General features: G+C 41.0%; 16 protein-coding genes. 12 read left to right on the forward strand and 4 right to left on the reverse strand.

The genetic code is table 11. The features are described 5' to 3' along the window. Positions 1 to 278 precede the first annotated feature (278 nt). Complete coding sequence (locus tag J2S78_RS02950) at positions 279 to 1946, forward strand: N-acetylmuramoyl-L-alanine amidase (RefSeq protein WP_306896096.1); 1668 nt, start codon at positions 279 to 281, stop codon at positions 1944 to 1946. Positions 1947 to 2407: 461 nt separating this feature from the next. Here the strand turns inward: J2S78_RS02950 and J2S78_RS02955 are convergent, their stop codons facing one another. Both J2S78_RS02955 and J2S78_RS02960 read right to left on the reverse strand, forming a co-directional pair. After that, a complete protein-coding gene (locus tag J2S78_RS02955) occupies positions 2408 to 3079 on the reverse strand; it encodes a cysteine hydrolase family protein (RefSeq protein ID WP_306896098.1) in 672 nt (223 codons plus the stop codon). A 13-nt stretch (positions 3080 to 3092) separates the two neighbouring features. Continuing rightward, positions 3093 to 3632, reverse strand: coding sequence for a GbsR/MarR family transcriptional regulator (locus J2S78_RS02960; RefSeq protein WP_306896099.1), 540 nt, complete (start codon positions 3630 to 3632; stop codon positions 3093 to 3095). A 214-nt stretch (positions 3633 to 3846) separates the two neighbouring features. On the opposite strand from J2S78_RS02960, the gene J2S78_RS02965 reads away from it, so the two are divergent. The 9 genes from J2S78_RS02965 to J2S78_RS03005 all read left to right on the forward strand — a co-directional run bounded on the left by J2S78_RS02965 (position 3847) and on the right by J2S78_RS03005 (position 14330). Beyond that, the gene (locus J2S78_RS02965; RefSeq protein WP_306896101.1) at positions 3847 to 5349 is read left to right on the forward strand and encodes a CAP-associated domain-containing protein; all 1503 of its coding nucleotides are present in this window, start codon (positions 3847 to 3849) and stop codon (positions 5347 to 5349) included. A 747-nt stretch (positions 5350 to 6096) separates the two neighbouring features. Continuing rightward, positions 6097 to 7236 carry a polysaccharide pyruvyl transferase family protein gene (locus tag J2S78_RS02970; RefSeq protein ID WP_306896103.1) on the forward strand — a complete coding sequence of 380 codons (1140 nt, stop codon included), beginning with the start codon at positions 6097 to 6099 and terminating at the stop codon, positions 7234 to 7236. Beyond that, a complete protein-coding gene (locus J2S78_RS02975) occupies positions 7233 to 8594 on the forward strand; it encodes an O-antigen ligase family protein (RefSeq protein ID WP_306896105.1) in 1362 nt (453 codons plus the stop codon). Before J2S78_RS02970 ends, J2S78_RS02975 begins: the two co-directional genes overlap by 4 nt. A gap of 3 nt (positions 8595 to 8597) precedes the next feature. After that, on the forward strand, positions 8598 to 9689 hold the full coding sequence (locus tag J2S78_RS02980) for a glycosyltransferase (protein ID WP_306896107.1): 1092 nt from the start codon (positions 8598 to 8600) through the stop codon (positions 9687 to 9689). 16 nt (positions 9690 to 9705) lie between these two features. Beyond that, positions 9706 to 10182, forward strand: a complete 477-nt coding sequence (gene pssD, locus J2S78_RS02985; protein WP_306896108.1) for a PssD/Cps14F family polysaccharide biosynthesis glycosyltransferase — start codon at positions 9706 to 9708, stop codon at positions 10180 to 10182. Next, the gene (gene pssE, locus J2S78_RS02990; protein ID WP_306896111.1) at positions 10179 to 10658 is read left to right on the forward strand and encodes a PssE/Cps14G family polysaccharide biosynthesis glycosyltransferase; all 480 of its coding nucleotides are present in this window, start codon (positions 10179 to 10181) and stop codon (positions 10656 to 10658) included. Before pssD ends, pssE begins: the two co-directional genes overlap by 4 nt. Positions 10659 to 10694: 36 nt before the next feature. Further along, on the forward strand, positions 10695 to 12230 hold the full coding sequence (gene murJ, locus J2S78_RS02995) for a murein biosynthesis integral membrane protein MurJ (RefSeq protein WP_306896113.1): 1536 nt from the start codon (positions 10695 to 10697) through the stop codon (positions 12228 to 12230). Then, positions 12227 to 13525, forward strand: coding sequence for a UDP-glucose dehydrogenase family protein (locus J2S78_RS03000; protein ID WP_306896115.1), 1299 nt, complete (start codon positions 12227 to 12229; stop codon positions 13523 to 13525). The genes murJ and J2S78_RS03000 overlap by 4 nt, the downstream gene beginning before the upstream one ends. Before the next feature lie 28 nt (positions 13526 to 13553). Further along, positions 13554 to 14330, forward strand: coding sequence for an S-layer homology domain-containing protein (locus J2S78_RS03005; RefSeq protein WP_306896117.1), 777 nt, complete (start codon positions 13554 to 13556; stop codon positions 14328 to 14330). 153 nt (positions 14331 to 14483) lie between these two features. Here J2S78_RS03005 and J2S78_RS03010 read toward each other — a convergent pair whose 3' ends face one another. Then, entirely contained in the window at positions 14484 to 15938 is a 1455-nt protein-coding gene (locus J2S78_RS03010; RefSeq protein WP_306896119.1) for a SpoIID/LytB domain-containing protein, read from the reverse strand. Positions 15939 to 15978: 40 nt separating this feature from the next. After that, positions 15979 to 16197: a hypothetical protein gene (locus J2S78_RS03015; RefSeq protein ID WP_306896121.1), complete on the reverse strand. Its 219-nt coding sequence runs from the start codon at positions 16195 to 16197 to the stop codon at positions 15979 to 15981. Positions 16198 to 16519: 322 nt separating this feature from the next. Between J2S78_RS03015 and J2S78_RS03020 the strand changes: the two genes are divergently transcribed. Beyond that, complete coding sequence (locus tag J2S78_RS03020) at positions 16520 to 17572, forward strand: glycosyltransferase family 4 protein (protein WP_370871518.1); 1053 nt, start codon at positions 16520 to 16522, stop codon at positions 17570 to 17572. A 218-nt stretch (positions 17573 to 17790) separates the two neighbouring features. Next, positions 17791 to 18768: a nuclease-related domain-containing protein gene (locus J2S78_RS03025; protein ID WP_306896125.1), complete on the forward strand. Its 978-nt coding sequence runs from the start codon at positions 17791 to 17793 to the stop codon at positions 18766 to 18768. The last annotated feature ends 5 nt before the right edge of the window (positions 18769 to 18773 follow it).

The raw sequence follows: 18773 nt of genomic DNA on the forward strand, positions 1-18773 counted from the left end.
AAAAGAAAGAAGTGCTCATTGTTAATAATTACAGAAAAATATCATATGTAACATACATGTAACCTATTTTGATAATATTTTACCATTTTCTATCTTTTCTCATAAAAAACTAGTTTATCTTTCTATCACATGATATTCTTAAGAACAGAAGGAAGGAATGGCGAATGTTGACAGACTTCACCTTTGTCTGCCATACATACGATGACTTCCAAGTGCCAAAGACACTCTCCCTAAAGAGACAAGAAAAAGGGAAAACAACAGAGAGGAGGAACAAGTCTTTGAAAATAAAAATTTCATATGTGCTAATGGCTGTTGTCTTGCTGCTTTCCATCGTTCCGAACGTAGGAAAGGACACAGCAGAAGCGAGTGATAGGTATTCTGATGTCAGCGATAGTTTCTGGGCATCGGAAGAAATTGATTACTTGGCGGAACAAGGCGTTGCGACAGGGGACGAATCTGGTAATTTCAGGCCGAATGAATCTCTAACAAGGGCACAAGCTTCTGTAATAATTACAAATGCTCTTGGTGAGGATGGTTTAGATCGGGCGGCACCAACATTTGACGATGTAGATAAAGACTATTGGTCGTATAATCGTATTGAAAGAGCCGCACAAATGGGGATTTTCCAAGGGGATGAAGGGGAATTCAGACCAGGAAATTCTATAAAAAAAGCACAAATAGCAGCGGTAGTAGCACGTTCGTTTTTTGGAGAAGAATCTGAGAGTAACAACAATTCTGTGGATTTTGACGATATTTCAGACGACTTTTGGGCAGAAGGGTACATAACTACTCTTGTTGACAACGATATAATAGAAGATGGTGGCAATTTTGATCCAAACAGCGCGGCCACACGAGCGGAGTTTTCCGTTTATGTCGCACGAGCCATGGATCAAGACTTGGGCGAATCTGAAGATGAGAATGATGAACAACCTGATCAAGGTGTCGGCAGTGAGATTCTGTACGAAGGAATTGTCGATGCAAGTACACCGCTTAACGTTCGGACTGGCCCAGGTGTAGAAAACAGTGTCATTCAGACGTTAAATGATGGTGAAACTGTTGATGTATACGACATGGAAGGGAATTGGCTGAAGGTTCAGGTTAATGGGAATGACGGATACGTTCACCAGAATTACGTAAAAAAAGCTGATGACGTCGGTTCTGATCAAGAAGATAACAACGACAAGCCGGCTGACCCTATTTCTGATGGAAAAGTGACTGCTTCGAATTTAAATGTCCGTTCTGGTCCTAGTGCAAGCCACGATACGGTAGGACGTTTAAGCGAAGGGGATACGGTTAAGATTTATGAAGAAACGAATGGCAGTTGGGTTCTCATTAAGTTTAATGGCGAATGGGCTTATACTCACAGCGGTTATATGGATGTGAAGCCTGCTGGAGAAAGCGCGCTCAGCGGCAAAACAATTGTTATCGATCCAGGTCATGGTGATCACGATCCAGGTGCACAAGGTAATGGATTGATAGAGAAAAATATCGTTCTTTCTGTAGGACTTCGAGTAGAGTCGTTACTAGAAGAAGAAGGCGTTAATGTAGTCATGACAAGAGACGATGACACATTTGTTTCCTTGAGTGGAAGAGTCAACATTGCTGAACGCGTGGACGCAGATTCTTTTGTAAGTATTCATGCCAATGCGGCTTCCGCTGCTGCTGAAGGTGCGGAGACTTTTTATGACAGTGGCCACAAAGCAAGAGAAAGCCGCGAATTAGCTGAATCCATTCAAGATCGGTTAGTCAGTGAAACAGGAATGAACTATCGCCGCGTTGCAGATACTGGTTTCTATGTGATTCGCAATACGACAATGCCAAGCACACTAATTGAACTAGGTTTTGTCACAAATTCAGGAGATGCGAATCGTATGAAACAATCAGGTTATGAAAGTAAAGCAGCTCAAGCTGTTGTAAATGGAATAAAAGACTATTATGAATGGTAATAGTATACGTTTCCCGCTTGGAATGGTCATAAAACCTCCAAGTGGGATTTTTTTTGTATAAACAGGAGAAAGATTGAACAAAGGAAAGAAGTCCTTCTTCACCGCAAGGAAATTCTAAATAGAAAGAGATGGACTCTGAATGAATGTGGGTCCATCTCTTTTTAGGACAAATCAATGTTGAAAATCTCGTAATGGAGTTTTGGAGACAAATAAAAAGTAGATGAAAAACGTTTTGTCCCTAATACGACCAATCCAGGATAAAACGTAACGAAAATCGGTGTGAAATGTCCCGAATCTTTACAATGCGAAACATTTCATGGGAAAAACTATCTCGAAAAGGGAAGCACCGGACCTACAACCCCAAACCAGCTAGCAGAAGTGATTCAATATGGATATGGCCGAATAAATCATGAACTTACGAATATGTCTAAGCGTTTATCAGATGCTGCCACTTTTCGTTTTCAATCTTCCTTACTTGGATGTAATTGATGATACGTTTCGCGCATCGTTTCTGGTGAAAAAGGCAGGGAATCTGGTTTAGGAGATTCCCAGTGATTGAAAGATTTACCGTTTAAACGCTGAATGAAATTAGGGGTATCATACATTTGTAACGTGTAAATCCAATTAGCCATAATCAGTAAAGATGCCATATGAGACCCTTCATTGGAGGACGAACAGATGTCTTGAATGAGATGGATATCATAATCTCGAAAATAAGCGTCAAAAACGGAGGTCATTAAACATCCATCTGTGACAACACCTCCTATAATAAGATCTTTAACACCCAGACTTTTTAAAGTGAGGTCAAGGTTTGTTTCAAAAAAGGCACTCCAGCGGTATTTGTCAATGACGATATCATTTTCATGAGGTTGGATACCGTCAAGAATTTCAATACTTTCTGTGTGGGCTGCGTAGAAAAAAGGGGATCCATCTTCATTCAATGGTTCTCCTTTAGATAAAGCGATTCCGTCTTTTCTATTTATTTGCCTTGTATAAATGATAGGGATACCAGCGTTACGGCAAGCTTTAATTAGTTGTTTACAGTTAGAAACAGTATCTTCCATTTGAAGAAGACCAAAGTTACTTTCTTTTTGAAGGTCAATTAGTACTAAAGCGGATTGTTTGATATTCATTGCAGTTTCTCCTTTACTCCTCATTCTTAGGAGGAACGTAATCTAGTATTTCTTTTGATTCGAGTGCGTTAGCTAAGCGGGTGGTCCAGTCTAAGTAGTTCTGGGCTTCTTTAATCAAAGCTAAATCTTGTTTTGCTGTATTTTCGATATGTTCATCTGTAGTGTGTTGAGCAATTTCTTGGATAGTAGGTTTTGTTTGTTCAGCAGCTTTCATCAGTAGATTTCTTTCTTGTCGTATTTTTTTTACGAAATAATGAAGGAAGTTACGCAAAAAATCCTTTTCAGCAATGAAATGATCTTTACGTTCACCCTTTTTCCACACTTTTGTGACCATCTCTGTTTCAATTAATTCACGGAGTCCGTTGCTGACACTTGCTTTGCTCATTGCTACCTGAACGGTAATGTCATCAATGGATAATGGTTCGTTTGCGAAATAAAGAATCCCGTAAATTCTTCCAACAGAAGGTGTGACTCCATAGATAACCATAGATTGGGCGATTGCGCTTTCCATGACATCTCGGGCTTCTTCTAATTTATCCCATTCGGTACTCATTAAAGATTCACCACCTATGTAATTATATAATAATATTTTTAATTTATATAATTTATTTTAAACAAATTATATAAATTGTCAACATCAATAAGAAAATATAAGAAGTATTTGGAATTAACAACCATTAAAAAGCAATTCGTGATAAAATAGAGTCAAAGTTACATATTAAAGAAGTTTGTTAACGCAAGTTACACAACAAACGGAGGTCACCATTATGCCTAAAAAACGAACCTTGCTGTTATTGTTAACGGGAGTGCTTGTTATTACTCCTTTGATGACAGAAGCGGAAACTGTATTTCCTGATGTAGGAGGTGATCATTGGGCAGTAGATGAAATTCAGTATATAACAGAGCAGGATATTGTGAGCGGTTATGAGGATGATACGTTTCGGCCGAAGGAAAATGTGAGCCGTGCACAAACAGCAAAAATGCTTGCGAACGCACTGGATTTAAATATTGATAACCCAACTGATCCCGAGTTTAGTGATGTCGACAAAGATTCCCACTACTACCCTTATATCGCAGCGGTAGCTAATGAGGGAATTATGACGGGAGACGGAGAAACGTTTGATATGAGTGAAGAGCTGTCGCGCGCGCAAATGTCTGTTGTGTTATCGAATGCTTTTGGTTTTGACAAATCAGACGATGGTTCATTCACTGATGTGCCGGAAGACTATTGGGCACTGGATGCGATTCAACGTTTGGCGGCGAACAGAATAACGAGTGGACATGCCGATGGAAGTTTTGGACCGGGAGAAAATACCACTAGAGCTCAATTCTCTGTGTTTCTAGCAAGAGCAATGGAAGACGATTTTCGAGTGGAAAGTGTCAATACCCCTCCCTCTGATGTAGGAAGCGATGAAAAAGCATGGCATTTTCGTGGGGTGGGTCTTGGAGATTCAGAAACTTCTTTGAAAGCTGCCCTAGGCGAACCGAAAGAAACGGAACAAAGTCGTTATGGATTCGAATGGTATTTATACCATAACAATTATAATGATTATGTTCAGATTGGTGTAGAAGATGGGGAAGTCGTTGCGGCTTATTCGAATCAAAACACATGGCAGGGAGAACATGATTTAGACTTAAACGATAGAAAGTCCGATGTTCTCGATGCTTATGGAGAACCACTTAAATATATTCAAAAGGGTGGTTCCCAATTTAGTGTTGAAACAGAAGATTCTAGCAGCGTCTTTAAATCAAACGGTCAATATACAACATTTTTCTATGATACACATCGTAGCAATCTTATAACAGCAGTCTTCATTATTGACGATGAGATAGAAGAAGATTTCCGCCAATATTACGCGGAACCGGACGAAACGTTGAAAGAAAGCTTTGAGAGCCAAGTGTTTCATTTAGCTAACGCACAACGAAAAAGGTATGGAAAGCGTATTTTAGAATGGGATGATGCCATTTCTGAAACGGCATTTTCTCATAGTGTAGATATGGCGAGAAATCATTTCTTTGAACACCAAAATTTAGATGGAGAAGACCCGTTTGATCGAATGTTGGATGATGGTATTCATTATAGTGATGCCGCCGAAAATATTGCTTATGGTCAAGTGAGTCCGTTGTATGTGCACCAAAGCTGGATGAATTCCACTACCGGACATCGCGAAGCTCTACTGGGTGATTATCATCGTCTTGGTGTCGGTGTTGCTTTCGATGAAATTCGCAAACAACCGTACTATACACAAAACTTCTATACTCCTAAATAATTTTTATCCGCGGTCGTTTCATGTACAAAAGACCGCGGATTTATTAATGTTGCAATTTTTTTGAAATAAGTGTATTTCCACGCCCGTGGAAAACGCCGTCTGGAGTGGATGCGGAAAGAAGCATATCACTTAAAAAAGTGAGGTCTAAAAAAGGATGGAATTTCTGGTTACCAGATTCCGTTTTTCTTAATAGATAAAAATGTATATAAAATGTGGAGCTATTGGCGAGAAAGAATAGAATCTGCTCAATTTATATTTTGCTGAAGAAGTCTACATGTTACATGTTCTATGCATAATAAAACGGTTTCCTTTATATCAAGATGGGAGGTGAGACCGGAGCAGGTGAGACTCCTGTGGGGAAAGCATGAGTTGAAGACCCCGGAGAAAGAGCCGCCAGGCGCTTTCGAGGAGGCTGAGGCCATGCCCACGGAAAGCGAACCCGCGCAGGGATCACCGTCCTTTTATTCAATGACCTCTATAAAAAACAGAACCTTTACGTTTTTTACCCTTTAAGGAGGGCATATCCGTGGAAAGTGTCCCGTCTGGAGTGGATGGGGAAAGAAGCACATTCTAAAAAGTGAGGCTCCGTTTTTCTTATGAACTGTAAAAAAATCGAAACTAGGCTTTCACGTGAATCGGGTGTATAATAAGAGGTATGGTAATAATAGAAGAATGCTGCGTGGCTTTATCGTTTAGCGCGCAGCATTGTCTTGCTAAACATAAAGAAAAGGTCAGGTACTTACATATATGAAGGTTGGCATTATAGGTAATTATGGACATAATAATAATGGGGATGAAGCCATCCTTGCCGGTTTGATTCATCAATTGATAACAGTTGGTAAGGTGGAGAAGGAAAATATTGTAGTATTCAGCAACAATCCCTCCAATACAAAGGATCGTCATGGAGTATCTTCCTATCCACTCCTTTATAAAGAGGGAACTGTTCTAAAATCAGGTTGGAAAACCATCCGAGAGAGCCGCAAAATAATGAAACATCTTGATGTCCTCATCGTGGGCGGAGGCGGTCTTTTGATGGATATGTATAAACGGGATGCTCCGCTCTATAGTGTTCTCGGTTTAACAGGGAAGTTTAGCGGCTGCCGCGTTGCAGTACATGGCGTTGGAGCAGGCCCTATTACAACAAAAACAGGCACGTTTTTTATTAAACAGTTAATTCGTGCTTCGTCCTCTGTTGCGGTGCGAGATGAAAAATCAAAGAAACTTTTGCAAAGCATTGGCGTCCAAAAGGACATCAATGTCATATATGATCCAGCGTTCTCTGTGCCGGTTCAACAACCTCATCAACGGAGTGAGCAAATTCGTAACGTTGGAGTAACGGCGGTTCCGTATTTCAGTAATTACTATTGGCCGGAGCCGAACCCTGCCAAATATGAAGCGTATCTTCAGGGAATGGCGCAATCTCTTGACGAACTTATCGAGACACATAATGTGAATGTCACTTTTTTTTCGACAAAATATCCAGAAGACGTGCAAGTAACAAAGGATATCGCGACTTCGATGAAGTATCACGAGCGCCTCCATATTTTAGAAGAGAATCTAGCTCCGGAGGACATTATAGAAGTGGCTGCGGCGCAGGATTTGGTGATTGGCACACGGCTTCACTCGCTTATTTTGTCTGTTAATGCCCAGACGCCAGTGATAGGGGTAGAGTACCATCAAAAAGTGAAAGACTTTATGAGTGAAATAAATAAAGAATCCTATTCTGTAGCGATTGATAACGTAACCGATATCCCGGCTGTCTTTGAAAAGGCAGTGGAAGAATGGGGAAATCTTCAGGAAGAAACAGAATCGGTGTCAGTTTCATTAAAGCAAAGCGCTGCAGAAGGAATGAATCTGCTTTTAGCTGAAAGGACAATACTAGGATGAATGGTGTGAAAGACATGTTTAATCGGTATCTGCCAGTAGATAGAACGAACAACTTATTATTAATGGCAACTGCTCTATTGGTAGTATGGACGTCATTTGAATTATTATTTACGAGGATTTGGTCGAATTGGATGCCTATCGTTCCCACTTTACTAGGGTATGCCAGTGAAGGCTTATTAATTTTAATGACAGCGGTGGTGATTTTCCATCCCGAAATCGGTCGTGAAAAATTATTCAAACGTTTAAAAAATCCATTGAATACGAGCTTGCTTGTTTTTTTCGTGTTTGCTTTATTCAGTTTATTTGTGAATAACGTTCCGTTTGCGCAAGGAGTTTTCGGTGTCCGTGCGTTGTTTCAATTCCTCATTTTGTTTTTCATATTATTAACGATTGAGATACCCGAACAGTGGGTGAAACGGCTTTTTCACATCATTTTAGGACTTGGTGTGTTACAGGTGGTCGTCGGTATGTTCGAAGTTCTATTCAAGGTACCGCTCCCGCTTCGTGACGCAGAAGAGCGTAGAAGTCTTGCTATCGGTGAAGAAATACGGGCGTTTGGTCTGATGGACTCAAGTAATACACTTGGCGGCTACTTAGTAGCTATCTTATTGTTGCTTGCGATTTATATATTTGTTTATCGTTCCCAATTAAGCAAAAAACAGATGCTAATCTATGGACTTATCGGACTGGTTCTATTAACGGGACTTGGGTTAACGTTCTCACGTCAGGCATTTCTTGCAATGATAGGTTGTTTTGGATTAGTAGGTTTAATCTTTAGAAAAACTAAAGCGTTCCGAATAATGCTTTACGGAGCAATCGGCTTACTTGTTGTATTTATCGTGGGATATGGAATTGCTTTATTGACGTTAGAAGGGTTTGCCCAACGCAATGCGAATACGTTTGATTTATCGAGTAACTATCGTTATTTAATCGTCTTAAGTGGATTGCTTGTGTTTACGTTTAGTCCGGTATTTGGTGTCGGACCGGGTATGTTTGGAAGCAATGCGGCGTTTTTCTTTGACTCGAAAATGCATCAGTTCATGCATGAAGACTTGCCAACAACGATGCAGACGGTGGATAACAATGCGCTGTATGTTTTAGTAGAGTACGGTGTGGTTGGCGTTATACTGCTCGCCTTCATTTTCGTTGCGATTTTTAAAACAATGGCAAAACTAATCTCATTCAATGATCCCAAACGGCGTTGGGTCGGCTTGTTTATTATTACATTTACGGTGGCATGGTTATTGATGGGAACTCTTTCGACCGCTTGGGAAAACCATCAGATTGCTTTGTTTTTCTGGCTCTTTCTTGGAATTGCCGTTAATTGGTATAAACGTGATAAAACGACGGAGGAATAGACAATGCGTATTCTAGTGATTAGTAACATGTATCCTTCCAATCAAGCACCTACGTTTGGTATTTTTGTGAAAAATCAAGTGGAGGCGCTGATGAATAAGGGAAACCAGGTGGACGTTGCCGCGATTACCAATCCAAACATGGGAAAGAAAAATGTCGCCAAGAAGTATAGTTCCTGGATTTATAGTACATTTCGGCGCCTTGTTTCTGCAGGTAAATCCTATGACGTTGTTCATGCGCATTATGCCTTTCCATCTGGATTGTTAGCACGCTGGTTTCACAAGCGATTTGGTACGCCCTATATTGTTACTTGCCATGGCGGTGACTTGAATAAAATGGCGAAAAAAGGACGGTTTTTTCATAACCAAACGAAAAAAATTCTTAAAGACGCCGCACACGTTATTGTAGTCGGTCATGATTTGGAAAAGCAGGTTATGGATGATTTTCAAATTCCGTCCGATAAGGTGTCCGTTTTCAGTATGGGAGTTGATCGGAAGGTGTTTTATCCAAGACCGATGACCGATATACATAAAAAATGGGACATATCCCCTTACGAGAAGCATTTGTTGTTTGTTGGTAATATAATTGAAGAAAAAGGGATTGGAGATCTCATCGAAGCGTTGCCGAAAGTAAAGCAACGCTTTCCGACGATGCGTTTGCATGTGGTAGGTCCGGCAAAACAAGAATCATACCTTGAAACGTTGAAAGAACGACTTCAAACATTAGGTCTTTCAGAACAAGTTGATTTTCATGGTCCAAAATCCCAAAACGAAGTAGCAGAATGGATGGCGGCAGCGGATGTGTTTATTTTACCGTCACACATAGAAGGATTCGGACTTGTTGCTTTGGAAGCGATGGCTTGTCACACTGCAGTTGTTGGAACGAAAACAGGTGGTTTGGCCCACTTATTGGATGACGGCGCTGGAGTTTTAACGGAGCCGCAGCAGCCAGACTCGCTTGCCGACAACATTGTATATGTACTTAACCACGACGATGAACGCAAGCAACTGGTTGAAAAAGCGCAAGAAAAAGTCGATGAGAACGACGCTGATAAAATGACAGACAAAGTGCTTGCTATTTATGAAGACGCACAATAAAGGAATGGGAAATAGCATGGCAGATAAACAGAAAAAAGTGTTATTTATATCCTCAGTAGGCGGCCATCTTACACAGTTAATGCAATTGAAGCCGCTCTTTGAAAAATATGATTATTATCTTGTAACGGAGAAAACGATTGTCACGAAAGATATGGCAAAAGAGCACCCGATGTCCTTTCTTGTTTACGGTGCTCGCAATTATCCGTTAAGTTATCTATTTAAATTTTCCTATAACGTCTTGAAATCGTTGGGGATTTTTTTGAAAAAAAGACCGGATGTCGTCGTGACAACGGGGGTACATACATCAGTACCGATGTGTTACATTGCGAAGCTATTTAGAAAAAAAGTTGTTTTCATAGAAAGTTTTGCAAAAACATCATCACCAACATTATCCGGTAAATTGGTTTATCCGATTGCAGATTTGTTTGTCGTACAATGGGAAACGATGTTAGAGCATTATCCTAAAGCAGTCCATGGGGGGTCAATCTATTGATTTTAGTCGTACTTGGCACACATGAGCTCCCCTTCCACAGACTATTGCAAGAAACGGAAAACTTAATAGATGACGGAACGATTACAGAAGAAGTTATTGTTCAATCCGGCCATACAAAATATGAATCGGAGCAAATGACGCTCCTTCCATTTATAAGCTTTGAAGAGATGAATCAAAAATATGACGAAGCTCGTGTCATTGTGGCGCACGGCGGAACAGGGTCGATCATTACTGGCGTAAAGAAAAGTAAACCTGTCATTGCGGTGCCACGGCTTGCAGAACATGGAGAGCATAATGATGATCATCAGACAGAAATTGTAGAACAATTCGACTCGGCCGGCCACATTATCGGTATAGAACAGCCGGCGGAGTTGAAAGAGGCGCTCCATAAGGCAGCCGGCTTTGAACCTGTTCCATTTGTGAGCGGTAAAGAACAGATCATAGGCATGCTGGAAGATTTTATTGATCGAGTGTAAAGAAGGTCAGGGCGCTCCGAAAGGATCGTATGTGAAATGAAAGGCAAAAGATTATTACAAGCCATCGGAATTGTCGCGATTATTAATTTATTATCGCGTTTTTTAGGTATATTCCGGGAAATTGTCGTCGGCTATCAGTTTGGGACAAGTTATGAAGCAGATAGTGTTGCTCTTGCCTATACACTTCCGAACTTTTTCTATGTAGTTGTTGGTGGTGCTATTACAACAGCTTTCATTTCGGTCTATACAAAAATAGAAGGTCCCCTTGGACAGCGGGAGTACTTAGAAAGAGTATTTGCGTGGATGACGATGGCCCTGATTGTTTTCAGTGCAGGCTTAATGTTTTTTTCAGAACAAATTATCGGCATTCTTTTTTCAGGTCTGTCCGAAGAAAACTTTCGTTTGACGGCCGATTTGTTTCGGATTATGGCACCGGCAACTTTTTTCTTAATGATTTCGATGTGGTTAACTGGGATTTTGAACGTAAATGACCGATTTTCCTGGGCAGCAACGGCTACATTACTGTTAAATGGTTCTTTCCTCGGGATTGCGGTTGTGTTTTTCCCATGGTTAGGAGCATATGCTCATGCTTGGGGTGCGGTTGTGAGTGCGGTACTTATGTGCGTGTTTCTCGTCATTTTGATCCGGCGTGGAAAGTTCTTTCACTTTGGGTTTCGTTTTAACCGAAGCCCGGAAACATGGCGGACGATGAAATTAGCTATTCCGATATTGCTCGGCGGTGCTACTTTGCAACTTTATTTCCTGATTCACCGAATGTTTGGTTCGTACCTTGATGAAGGTTACATCGCCGCTTTAAATTACATGTCAAAAATAGTACAGTTGCCACAAAGTGTTCTCATGATGGCTGTAACGACAGTTGTCTATCCGTTGTTGTCAAGAAAAGTGGCAGCTGCGGAAAAGGACGGCATAAGCGATTTATATCTAAAAGGGTTGCGCTTAATGGGAATGACGATTTTACCAGTGGCGGTATTTGTCGTATTTTATGCTGAAGATATCGTTCAAGCGATTTTTCAATACGGTAACTTTTCAGGGCAATCGACAGCGATGTCAGCACCGCTTTTGAAAATTTTAGTGATTGGTATGTTTTTTCATGCGGCTAACCTTTACGTCACACGGTTTTTTTATGCTTATGAACATTCGATTTACCCAGTCGTTGTAAGTTTATTGTCGGTACTTGGAATCAATGTCGGTATTAATTTTTTACTAATAGACACAATGGGGGCAGCCGGATTGGCATGGGGGACTTCGATTGCGTCGATTTGTAACTTTGGTCTTCTCTTAATTGGTAGTAAATATGTGTTAAAATTGCAGAAGAAGTCTGAAGTGAAATGGGGAGCAGATGTGTTGAAACTTGTCACATTGCTGCTTGCATTTGGCGCTTTGTTGTATGGTTGGAATAGGTTGTTCCAAATGGATGGACCATATATATCACTAATAACAGGTGCCATCATCGCTGGAGTTTTATTAGTATTTTTAATGAAAGTATTACGATTCAGGGAAATAGATGACATGATGAACTATGTTAAAAAGAAAGTAGTGAGATCAAGATGAACTTAGCTGTAGTGGGAACAGGATATGTGGGACTTGTATCTGGAACTTGTTTTGCGGAAATGGGTAATCAAGTCGTTTGTGTTGATAATCTCGAAGAAAAAGTGGAACGGCTGAATCGTAGTGAGATTCCAATTTATGAACCAGGTTTAAAAGAGTTGGTAAGAAAAAATAAGGAAGCTGGTCACCTCTGTTTTACGACAGATATTGGTCAAGCTGTACGCCAATCGGATGTTATTTTGATTGCGGTCGGGACACCGGAAACTGAAACGGGTGCGGCCGATTTGTCTTATGTTTATGCGGTCGCCGAAGAAATTGGCGCAGAGCTTGACGAAACATATAAAGTCATAGTCAATAAATCTACAGTTCCAGTCGGTACAGCAGAAGCTGTGGAACGTATTATTCAAAAACGACAGCCGTCAGCAAGTGTTGACGTTTGTTCCGTGCCGGAGTTTCTACGCGAAGGATCTGCGGTTAAAGATACATTCCATCCAGATCGTGTCGTCATCGGAGGTTCTTCCCAAAAAGCGACGGAAATTCTTACAAAGCTTCACCAACCATTGACCGATAAACTAGTTGTGACGGATACGCGAAGTTCAGAAATGACAAAATATGCATCGAATGCGTTTTTGGCTACAAAAATATCCTTTATCAACGAAATCGCCAATATTTGTGATATTTATGATGCAGACGTGAATGCAGTAGCTGAAGGAATGGGACTTGACCATCGAATTGGCCCGAAATTTTTGAATGCGGGCATTGGTTACGGAGGATCTTGTTTTCCAAAAGACGTCAAAGCATTGAAGTATTTAGCCGAAGAAAAAGAATATCATCCAAATCTGTTACAAGCTGTGAATGATGTGAATGAACAGCAAAACCGTAAAATGGTCGATCATCTTTTGCGGATTTTTGACGAAGAGGTGCAAGGGTTGACGGTTGCGATTCTCGGCCTTGCCTTTAAACCGAACACGGATGACATAAGAGAAGCACCGGCATTGAAAATTATACAGGAACTAGCTGATCGTGGTGTTCATATCCGAGCATTTGATCCTGTCGCTACAGAAAACGCAAAACAAATGATAACTGCTGATATTACCTATACAGAAACTGCTGTAGATGCTATAAATGGAGCAGATGCTGCTTTTCTGGTGACAGAATGGGATGAATGCAAAGCTCTGACATCAACCCAGTTCAAAGATCATTTGAAACGCCCAGTCGTCATTGATGGAAGAAATGCATTGGATGTAAAATCATTGAAAGCAGATGGAATTATTTATCACGGCATCGGGCGTAAATAATACTGTTTTTTCGAAGGGAGAGGAACGTATGGGAAACATATGGAAGAACACAGTACTTAGCGGAGGAATACTTGGTGCTTTGGTGCTAGCAGGTTGTTCATCAGAAGCTGGAGCCGATGAGTCAGAAGAAGCGGCAAGTGTTGATTGGACAGAAGAACAGACGGCCGAGACAGAGAACAACATAGAAGAAACCGAAGAGCGAGTGGACGAACTCGAAAGTGATATCCGAGAAATGGGGGCAGGGGAGCCTTCGATTCCGGAAGATCCTATGTTCGCAGATGTAAGTACGGATTACCATGCGTTTGGTGAAATCCAGTATCTTGCTGACCAAAGTGTTATTAACGGTTATCCTAGTGGGAATTTTGAACCAGGAGATACAATTACCCGCTCTCAAACAGCGAAAATGCTGACATCCGCACTTGATTTAGAAGCACCGGAAGATTATGAAATAAAAGCAACAGACGTAAGTGCTGATTATCATGCGTATGATGAGTTAGCGGCATTGGAATATCATGGTATTATGACAGGAAACGATGGTAGAATGATGCCAGGAGCAGGATTGAAACGTTCGCAAATGGCAAGCCTATTAGTGGCAGCCTATGATTTACCAGAAGCCGACACGACTTATTCTTTCACCGATATCGGAGAAGATTATCCGAACTTTGAACAAATTAATGTGATTGCCGATCAAAACATTACATCAGAAGCAGGTGAAGCGTTCCGCCCGAATGAAACGACAAGCCGTGCCCAGTTCTCCTTATTTATGGCACGCGCAATGGATAGTTATTTTATCAACGAAGAATAATATGAAAAACGTCCGATTTGGCATTGCACCCCAACGTTAGAGTAAAAAACTAACTTTGGGGTATTTTTATTTATGAACGAGATTTGATTGGGAGAACCCTAATTTGTTTTTTTCGATAAAAAAGCAAGCAGCTATAACTGCTTGCTTGTCTATTTATTGTTCTACAATGTCGATATTTGTGTAATAGTGGTTGAGAATATCGCGATAATCCATGCCTTGTTGTGCCATGTTATAAGCACCCCATTGACTCATGCCTAAACCGTGTCCCCAGCCACTGCCTTCAAATTCAAACGAAGAAGCAGAAATATTGTCTACATATTCTACACCGCTGGTTGTTCGTACAGCCAGGTTTTCATAAGTAATAGCTTCATCTGATCCGTCCTCCTGGCGCATTTCCATACCTATTGCGGAATCAAAAGATTCTTCAGAGCCATCGGCCGTTTTGATAGTAACGCCATCATTGCCGCTACTTTCTGAAGAAAGGTCAAACATAGTGCTCTTCAATGTCGTTCCTAGATTCCAACGGAGAGAATCGGGGGATGAACCATCGGGTAGTACTTTTTCTTCTGTTTCTCCAGTATCTTCATTAATACCAGTAGCTTTCATTTCTAAAACTCTGCCTGCGTCACTTTTTTCCATAATCTCTAAATCAACCAGTTCGTGATTGCCATCCGGAAAAATCGCTTCTGTCGCGTCATCTTGTGACAGGGTTGTCGTCCAATTGTTATTAGGGTTTGAACCGTGTGTATCATAGGAATCTTCCACGCCACGAATATAAGGTACTTCATTTGCCCACACATTTTCGCTGTTATCCGTGTGGCCGCCTGAGCTCGCGTGGAAATAAGCGTATATCGGAGAGCCATTATGAGTCGCAATTACTCCTCTTGTATCCTCCACGGCTTGATTACTTCGAGCTCCTTCTCCAGAAAGACCGTGATATACTTGATGGGAGGTAGTGTCATACAAAAATTCATTCGATGCCATGTTCATTTGAGCATAGTTCCGTGCAGCAACTGCCTGTGCTTTTAGTGCCTCGATTGGCCACGAAGCTGACATCTCACGTGGAACAACACCTTTTAAATAATCTTCCATATCAAGCACGTTGAACAATTGAAGACGACCTACCGTTTCCTCTTCCGGATCACTTTCTGGATCTTGTTCTTCTACATCATCAGCCCCATCTGGATTACGGTCTTCTTCGGGTTCAATAACAAGAGAACCGCGGTAATCGGTCGTTTGAAAAGAAGTGCCGGCCCGTAATACAGAAGTAATGGAAACATAGTTATCGCTTGATACGCCGTCTTCTTTCAATGTGTACCCTTCAGAAGAAGTGTATTCTTCCTCTTCCTCACCACCAGGAATTCTTAGAGTTACATCTTCTTCACCGTGTCGAAACTTAATCTCATCCTCTATCTCAACAGTTTCTCCGTTCTCAAGATCAATGAGTTCATAGGACCCGTGAATCGAAACGGTAAAATTAGATGACGGAACTAGTTTAATAGTCATCGGGTCTTGATATAAATCCTCCGGTTCTTCTGCATGTGCTTGAGAAGCAGCAAAGGCGAGCAGAGGAACCGACAGAAGTGCTGCTGTTAATTTTTTATACATAATACAGAATCCTTCTTTCTATGTATATATATTGGAGGGATTAATTGTTTTGTTCTTCCTGCAAATCTTCTACATCGCCTTCGAGTTCATCCACTCTTTCTTCCAATTCATTGATGCGCTCCTCTAAAGGTTCAATTTGAGAGACGACCCAATCAACACTTGCAAGCACTGGTTCAGATTTAGCAATAGCAGGCGTTGTAACGAGAACACCTACAGCCAAAATTGAACTTGCTGCTCCGGCAAAAAACCATCTTTTCATAATAAAATATGCCTCCTTTTTTATTAATCCTTTCATAGAGAAAGGTGAAAATGTATGAAACGAAAAATCTATGACTAGATGCATTATATCAGCTATTTTCATAGAGGGAAAGATTTCTTATAAACGTAAAAAGATTGTAACGTTCTAGTGTCAAGGACGTCTAACGAAGAAAAATATCATAAAATTTCTATGAAAGGGTACTGCGTTGTGCAAATTATGATATAATTCGATGGAATGCGGTTAAAAACCAGTAGAATACTAGAAAATAAAAAGTAATAAAATAACAAAGATTGGGTAACGGTAATGGAGGAGGTTCAAAATGATCACTGGACTGGCACTGACCACATGTTTTTTACTGTCTCTGTTCTTGACTCCGCTTGTGAAGAAGCTTGCCTTTCGAATCGGAGCAACAGACCAGCCAAATTCTCGAAAAGTTCATAAAGGAGCCATGGCAAGACTTGGTGGTCTTTCCATATACGTCTCATTTTTAGTCGGGTTATTAATATTACAGCCTGAAAACAGTTATTTACCATATATTTTAGCAGCAGGAACGATTGTTTTTATGACCGGCTTTCTGGACGATTTAATTGAATTGTCGGCAAAATGGAAGCTTCTCGGTCAAATAGCGGCCGCTGTTATTGTCATTATGGGCGGAGTGCAAATTGAATTTATTAACCTCCCCTTTGACGGTCGTCTTCATTTAGGGTTGTTGAGCATTCCACTAACATTAATATGGATTATTGGAATAACGAACGCAATCAACTTAATTGATGGACTCGACGGTTTAGCTTCAGGGGTGTCTTCAATTGTACTTGCAACCGTTTCGGTGCTGTCGATTATTCAAGGAGATATATTCATTGTAGCGCTTGGCATTGCCCTTTTAGGTGGTACACTTGGATTTCTCGTTCACAATTTCAATCCGGCAAAAATTTTCATGGGAGACAGTGGTGCTCTGTTCCTTGGGTTTATGATAGGGGTTATATCGCTACTCGGTTTTAAAAACGTAACGATATTTTCTCTCGTCGTGCCGGTCATTATACTCGCGGTACCGATTTCGGACACGTTTTTCGCGATTATACGCCGTGTTGTCAACAAGCAGCCATTGTCTGCGCCTGACAAATCTCACTTGCATCACTGTTTGCTGCGTCTCGGGTATTCCCATAAACAAACGGTGTTGATCATTTATGCGCTTAGTCTCTTTTTTGGACTATCCGCCGTTGTTTTTACGATTTCAACGTTGTGGGTGTCTCTGGTGATTATGATGATTCTTCTTATCGGTATTGAACTGATGGCAGAACAAGTAGGTCTGGTCCATCAAAGTTACCGCCCGATGAAGCGACTAATGAACAAATTTAATTCTCCAAAACGACCATAAATTAAGCTCTCCACTTAGGTGGGGAGCTTTTTTACTTGGTGTCGTTGTCTCGTTGTCCCGAAAGTGGAGAAAATTGTCCGGAAAGGCGCTATGTTGTCCCGATAATTAGCGAGAGTGTCCCGAAATGAGAGAACATTGTCCCAAAAATGAGAAAAAGCTTCCCCATCAAAAAGGAAATATCACTTTTTAGTCGAATAAAGAATCAAGGAGACGATGCCATGATCAAAAAACAACGCAACAAACCTCTAAAATTAAGACAACTTGAATCTTTATACAAAAGACTCCACGCATCACACCCGAAGCAACAGCAAATCGAGAAAGCACTATCCAATTATGCTGCGGGATATCGCGGGGAACAATCCATCGATTATCATTTAACCTTTCTAAACCCCGCTCACATGATTTTTCATGATCTCCGTCTTCGCAATTCATTAGGTTATTTTCAAATCGACACCCTGATTCTAACTTCATCTTTTTTTCTTATCATTGAAGTGAAAAATATAGCAGGAACGCTGTCGTTTGATCCGCATCGTTATCAGATGGTCCGCAAGGTTAATGGAACAGTGGAAGGCTTTTCTGATCCGAGACTTCAAGTCAAACGTCATCATCTACAGTTTGAAAAATGGCTGGAACAGCAACAAATACCAATCCCTCCCATTTATAAAGTCGTAGTCATCAGCTTTCCCACTACAATCATTGAAGCCCCGTCTTCTTCCCTCGAAAAAGTTATTCATGCCGCCCAACTTCCTTATGACATCCTCGAATTAGAAATGCAACACCCTAACCTCACTATATCGCCAAAATCGATGGAGCAGATTGCTTCCCGTTTAAAACGCCATCACCGTCCGCTCGATACGAATATGGTGCAACATTTTGAAATAGATCCCGGAGCAATCAAAAGTGGTGTTCAATGTGAGGCATGTGATGAAATCCCAATGAAGTATAGCACCGGGTGGAAGTGTGCTGTCTGCGGTCATCGCTCCAAAAATACCCACATTAAAGCACTTATTGATTGTGCGCTATTATTTCAAACTACAATAACCAATGAACAAAGCTGCCATTTTCTCGGCCTTCCTTCGAGAAAGACAGGGACAAGGATTTTGCGATCTCTCCAACTTAAGCATAATCACAAGCATAAGGGCAGAACTTATGATTTGTCATCGTTGTTAGCGATTGTCCCGATTGAGAGGAAATAGGGATC

The sequence above is a fragment of the Salibacterium salarium genome (assembly GCF_030813635.1).
GTDB lineage: Bacteria > Bacillota > Bacilli > Bacillales > Marinococcaceae > Salibacterium > Salibacterium salarium.

What these genes read in the sequence shown, in the direction of transcription:
- J2S78_RS02955 (WP_306896098.1), bottom strand. Translation starts at nt 3,079, where the DNA reads ATGAATATCAAACAATCCGCTTTAGTACTAATTGACCTTCAAAAAGAA.
- J2S78_RS03005 (WP_306896117.1), top strand. Translation starts at nt 13,554, where the DNA reads ATGGGAAACATATGGAAGAACACAGTACTTAGCGGAGGAATACTTGGT.
- J2S78_RS03025 (WP_306896125.1), top strand. Translation starts at nt 17,791, where the DNA reads ATGATCAAAAAACAACGCAACAAACCTCTAAAATTAAGACAACTTGAA.
- J2S78_RS02980 (WP_306896107.1), top strand. Translation starts at nt 8,598, where the DNA reads ATGCGTATTCTAGTGATTAGTAACATGTATCCTTCCAATCAAGCACCT.
- J2S78_RS03010 (WP_306896119.1), bottom strand. Translation starts at nt 15,938, where the DNA reads ATGTATAAAAAATTAACAGCAGCACTTCTGTCGGTTCCTCTGCTCGCC.
- murJ (WP_306896113.1), top strand. Translation starts at nt 10,695, where the DNA reads ATGAAAGGCAAAAGATTATTACAAGCCATCGGAATTGTCGCGATTATT.
- pssD (WP_306896108.1), top strand. Translation starts at nt 9,706, where the DNA reads ATGGCAGATAAACAGAAAAAAGTGTTATTTATATCCTCAGTAGGCGGC.
- J2S78_RS02970 (WP_306896103.1), top strand. Translation starts at nt 6,097, where the DNA reads ATGAAGGTTGGCATTATAGGTAATTATGGACATAATAATAATGGGGAT.
- J2S78_RS03000 (WP_306896115.1), top strand. Translation starts at nt 12,227, where the DNA reads ATGAACTTAGCTGTAGTGGGAACAGGATATGTGGGACTTGTATCTGGA.
- J2S78_RS02965 (WP_306896101.1), top strand. Translation starts at nt 3,847, where the DNA reads ATGCCTAAAAAACGAACCTTGCTGTTATTGTTAACGGGAGTGCTTGTT.
- J2S78_RS02960 (WP_306896099.1), bottom strand. Translation starts at nt 3,632, where the DNA reads ATGAGTACCGAATGGGATAAATTAGAAGAAGCCCGAGATGTCATGGAA.
- J2S78_RS02975 (WP_306896105.1), top strand. Translation starts at nt 7,233, where the DNA reads ATGAATGGTGTGAAAGACATGTTTAATCGGTATCTGCCAGTAGATAGA.
- J2S78_RS03015 (WP_306896121.1), bottom strand. Translation starts at nt 16,197, where the DNA reads ATGAAAAGATGGTTTTTTGCCGGAGCAGCAAGTTCAATTTTGGCTGTA.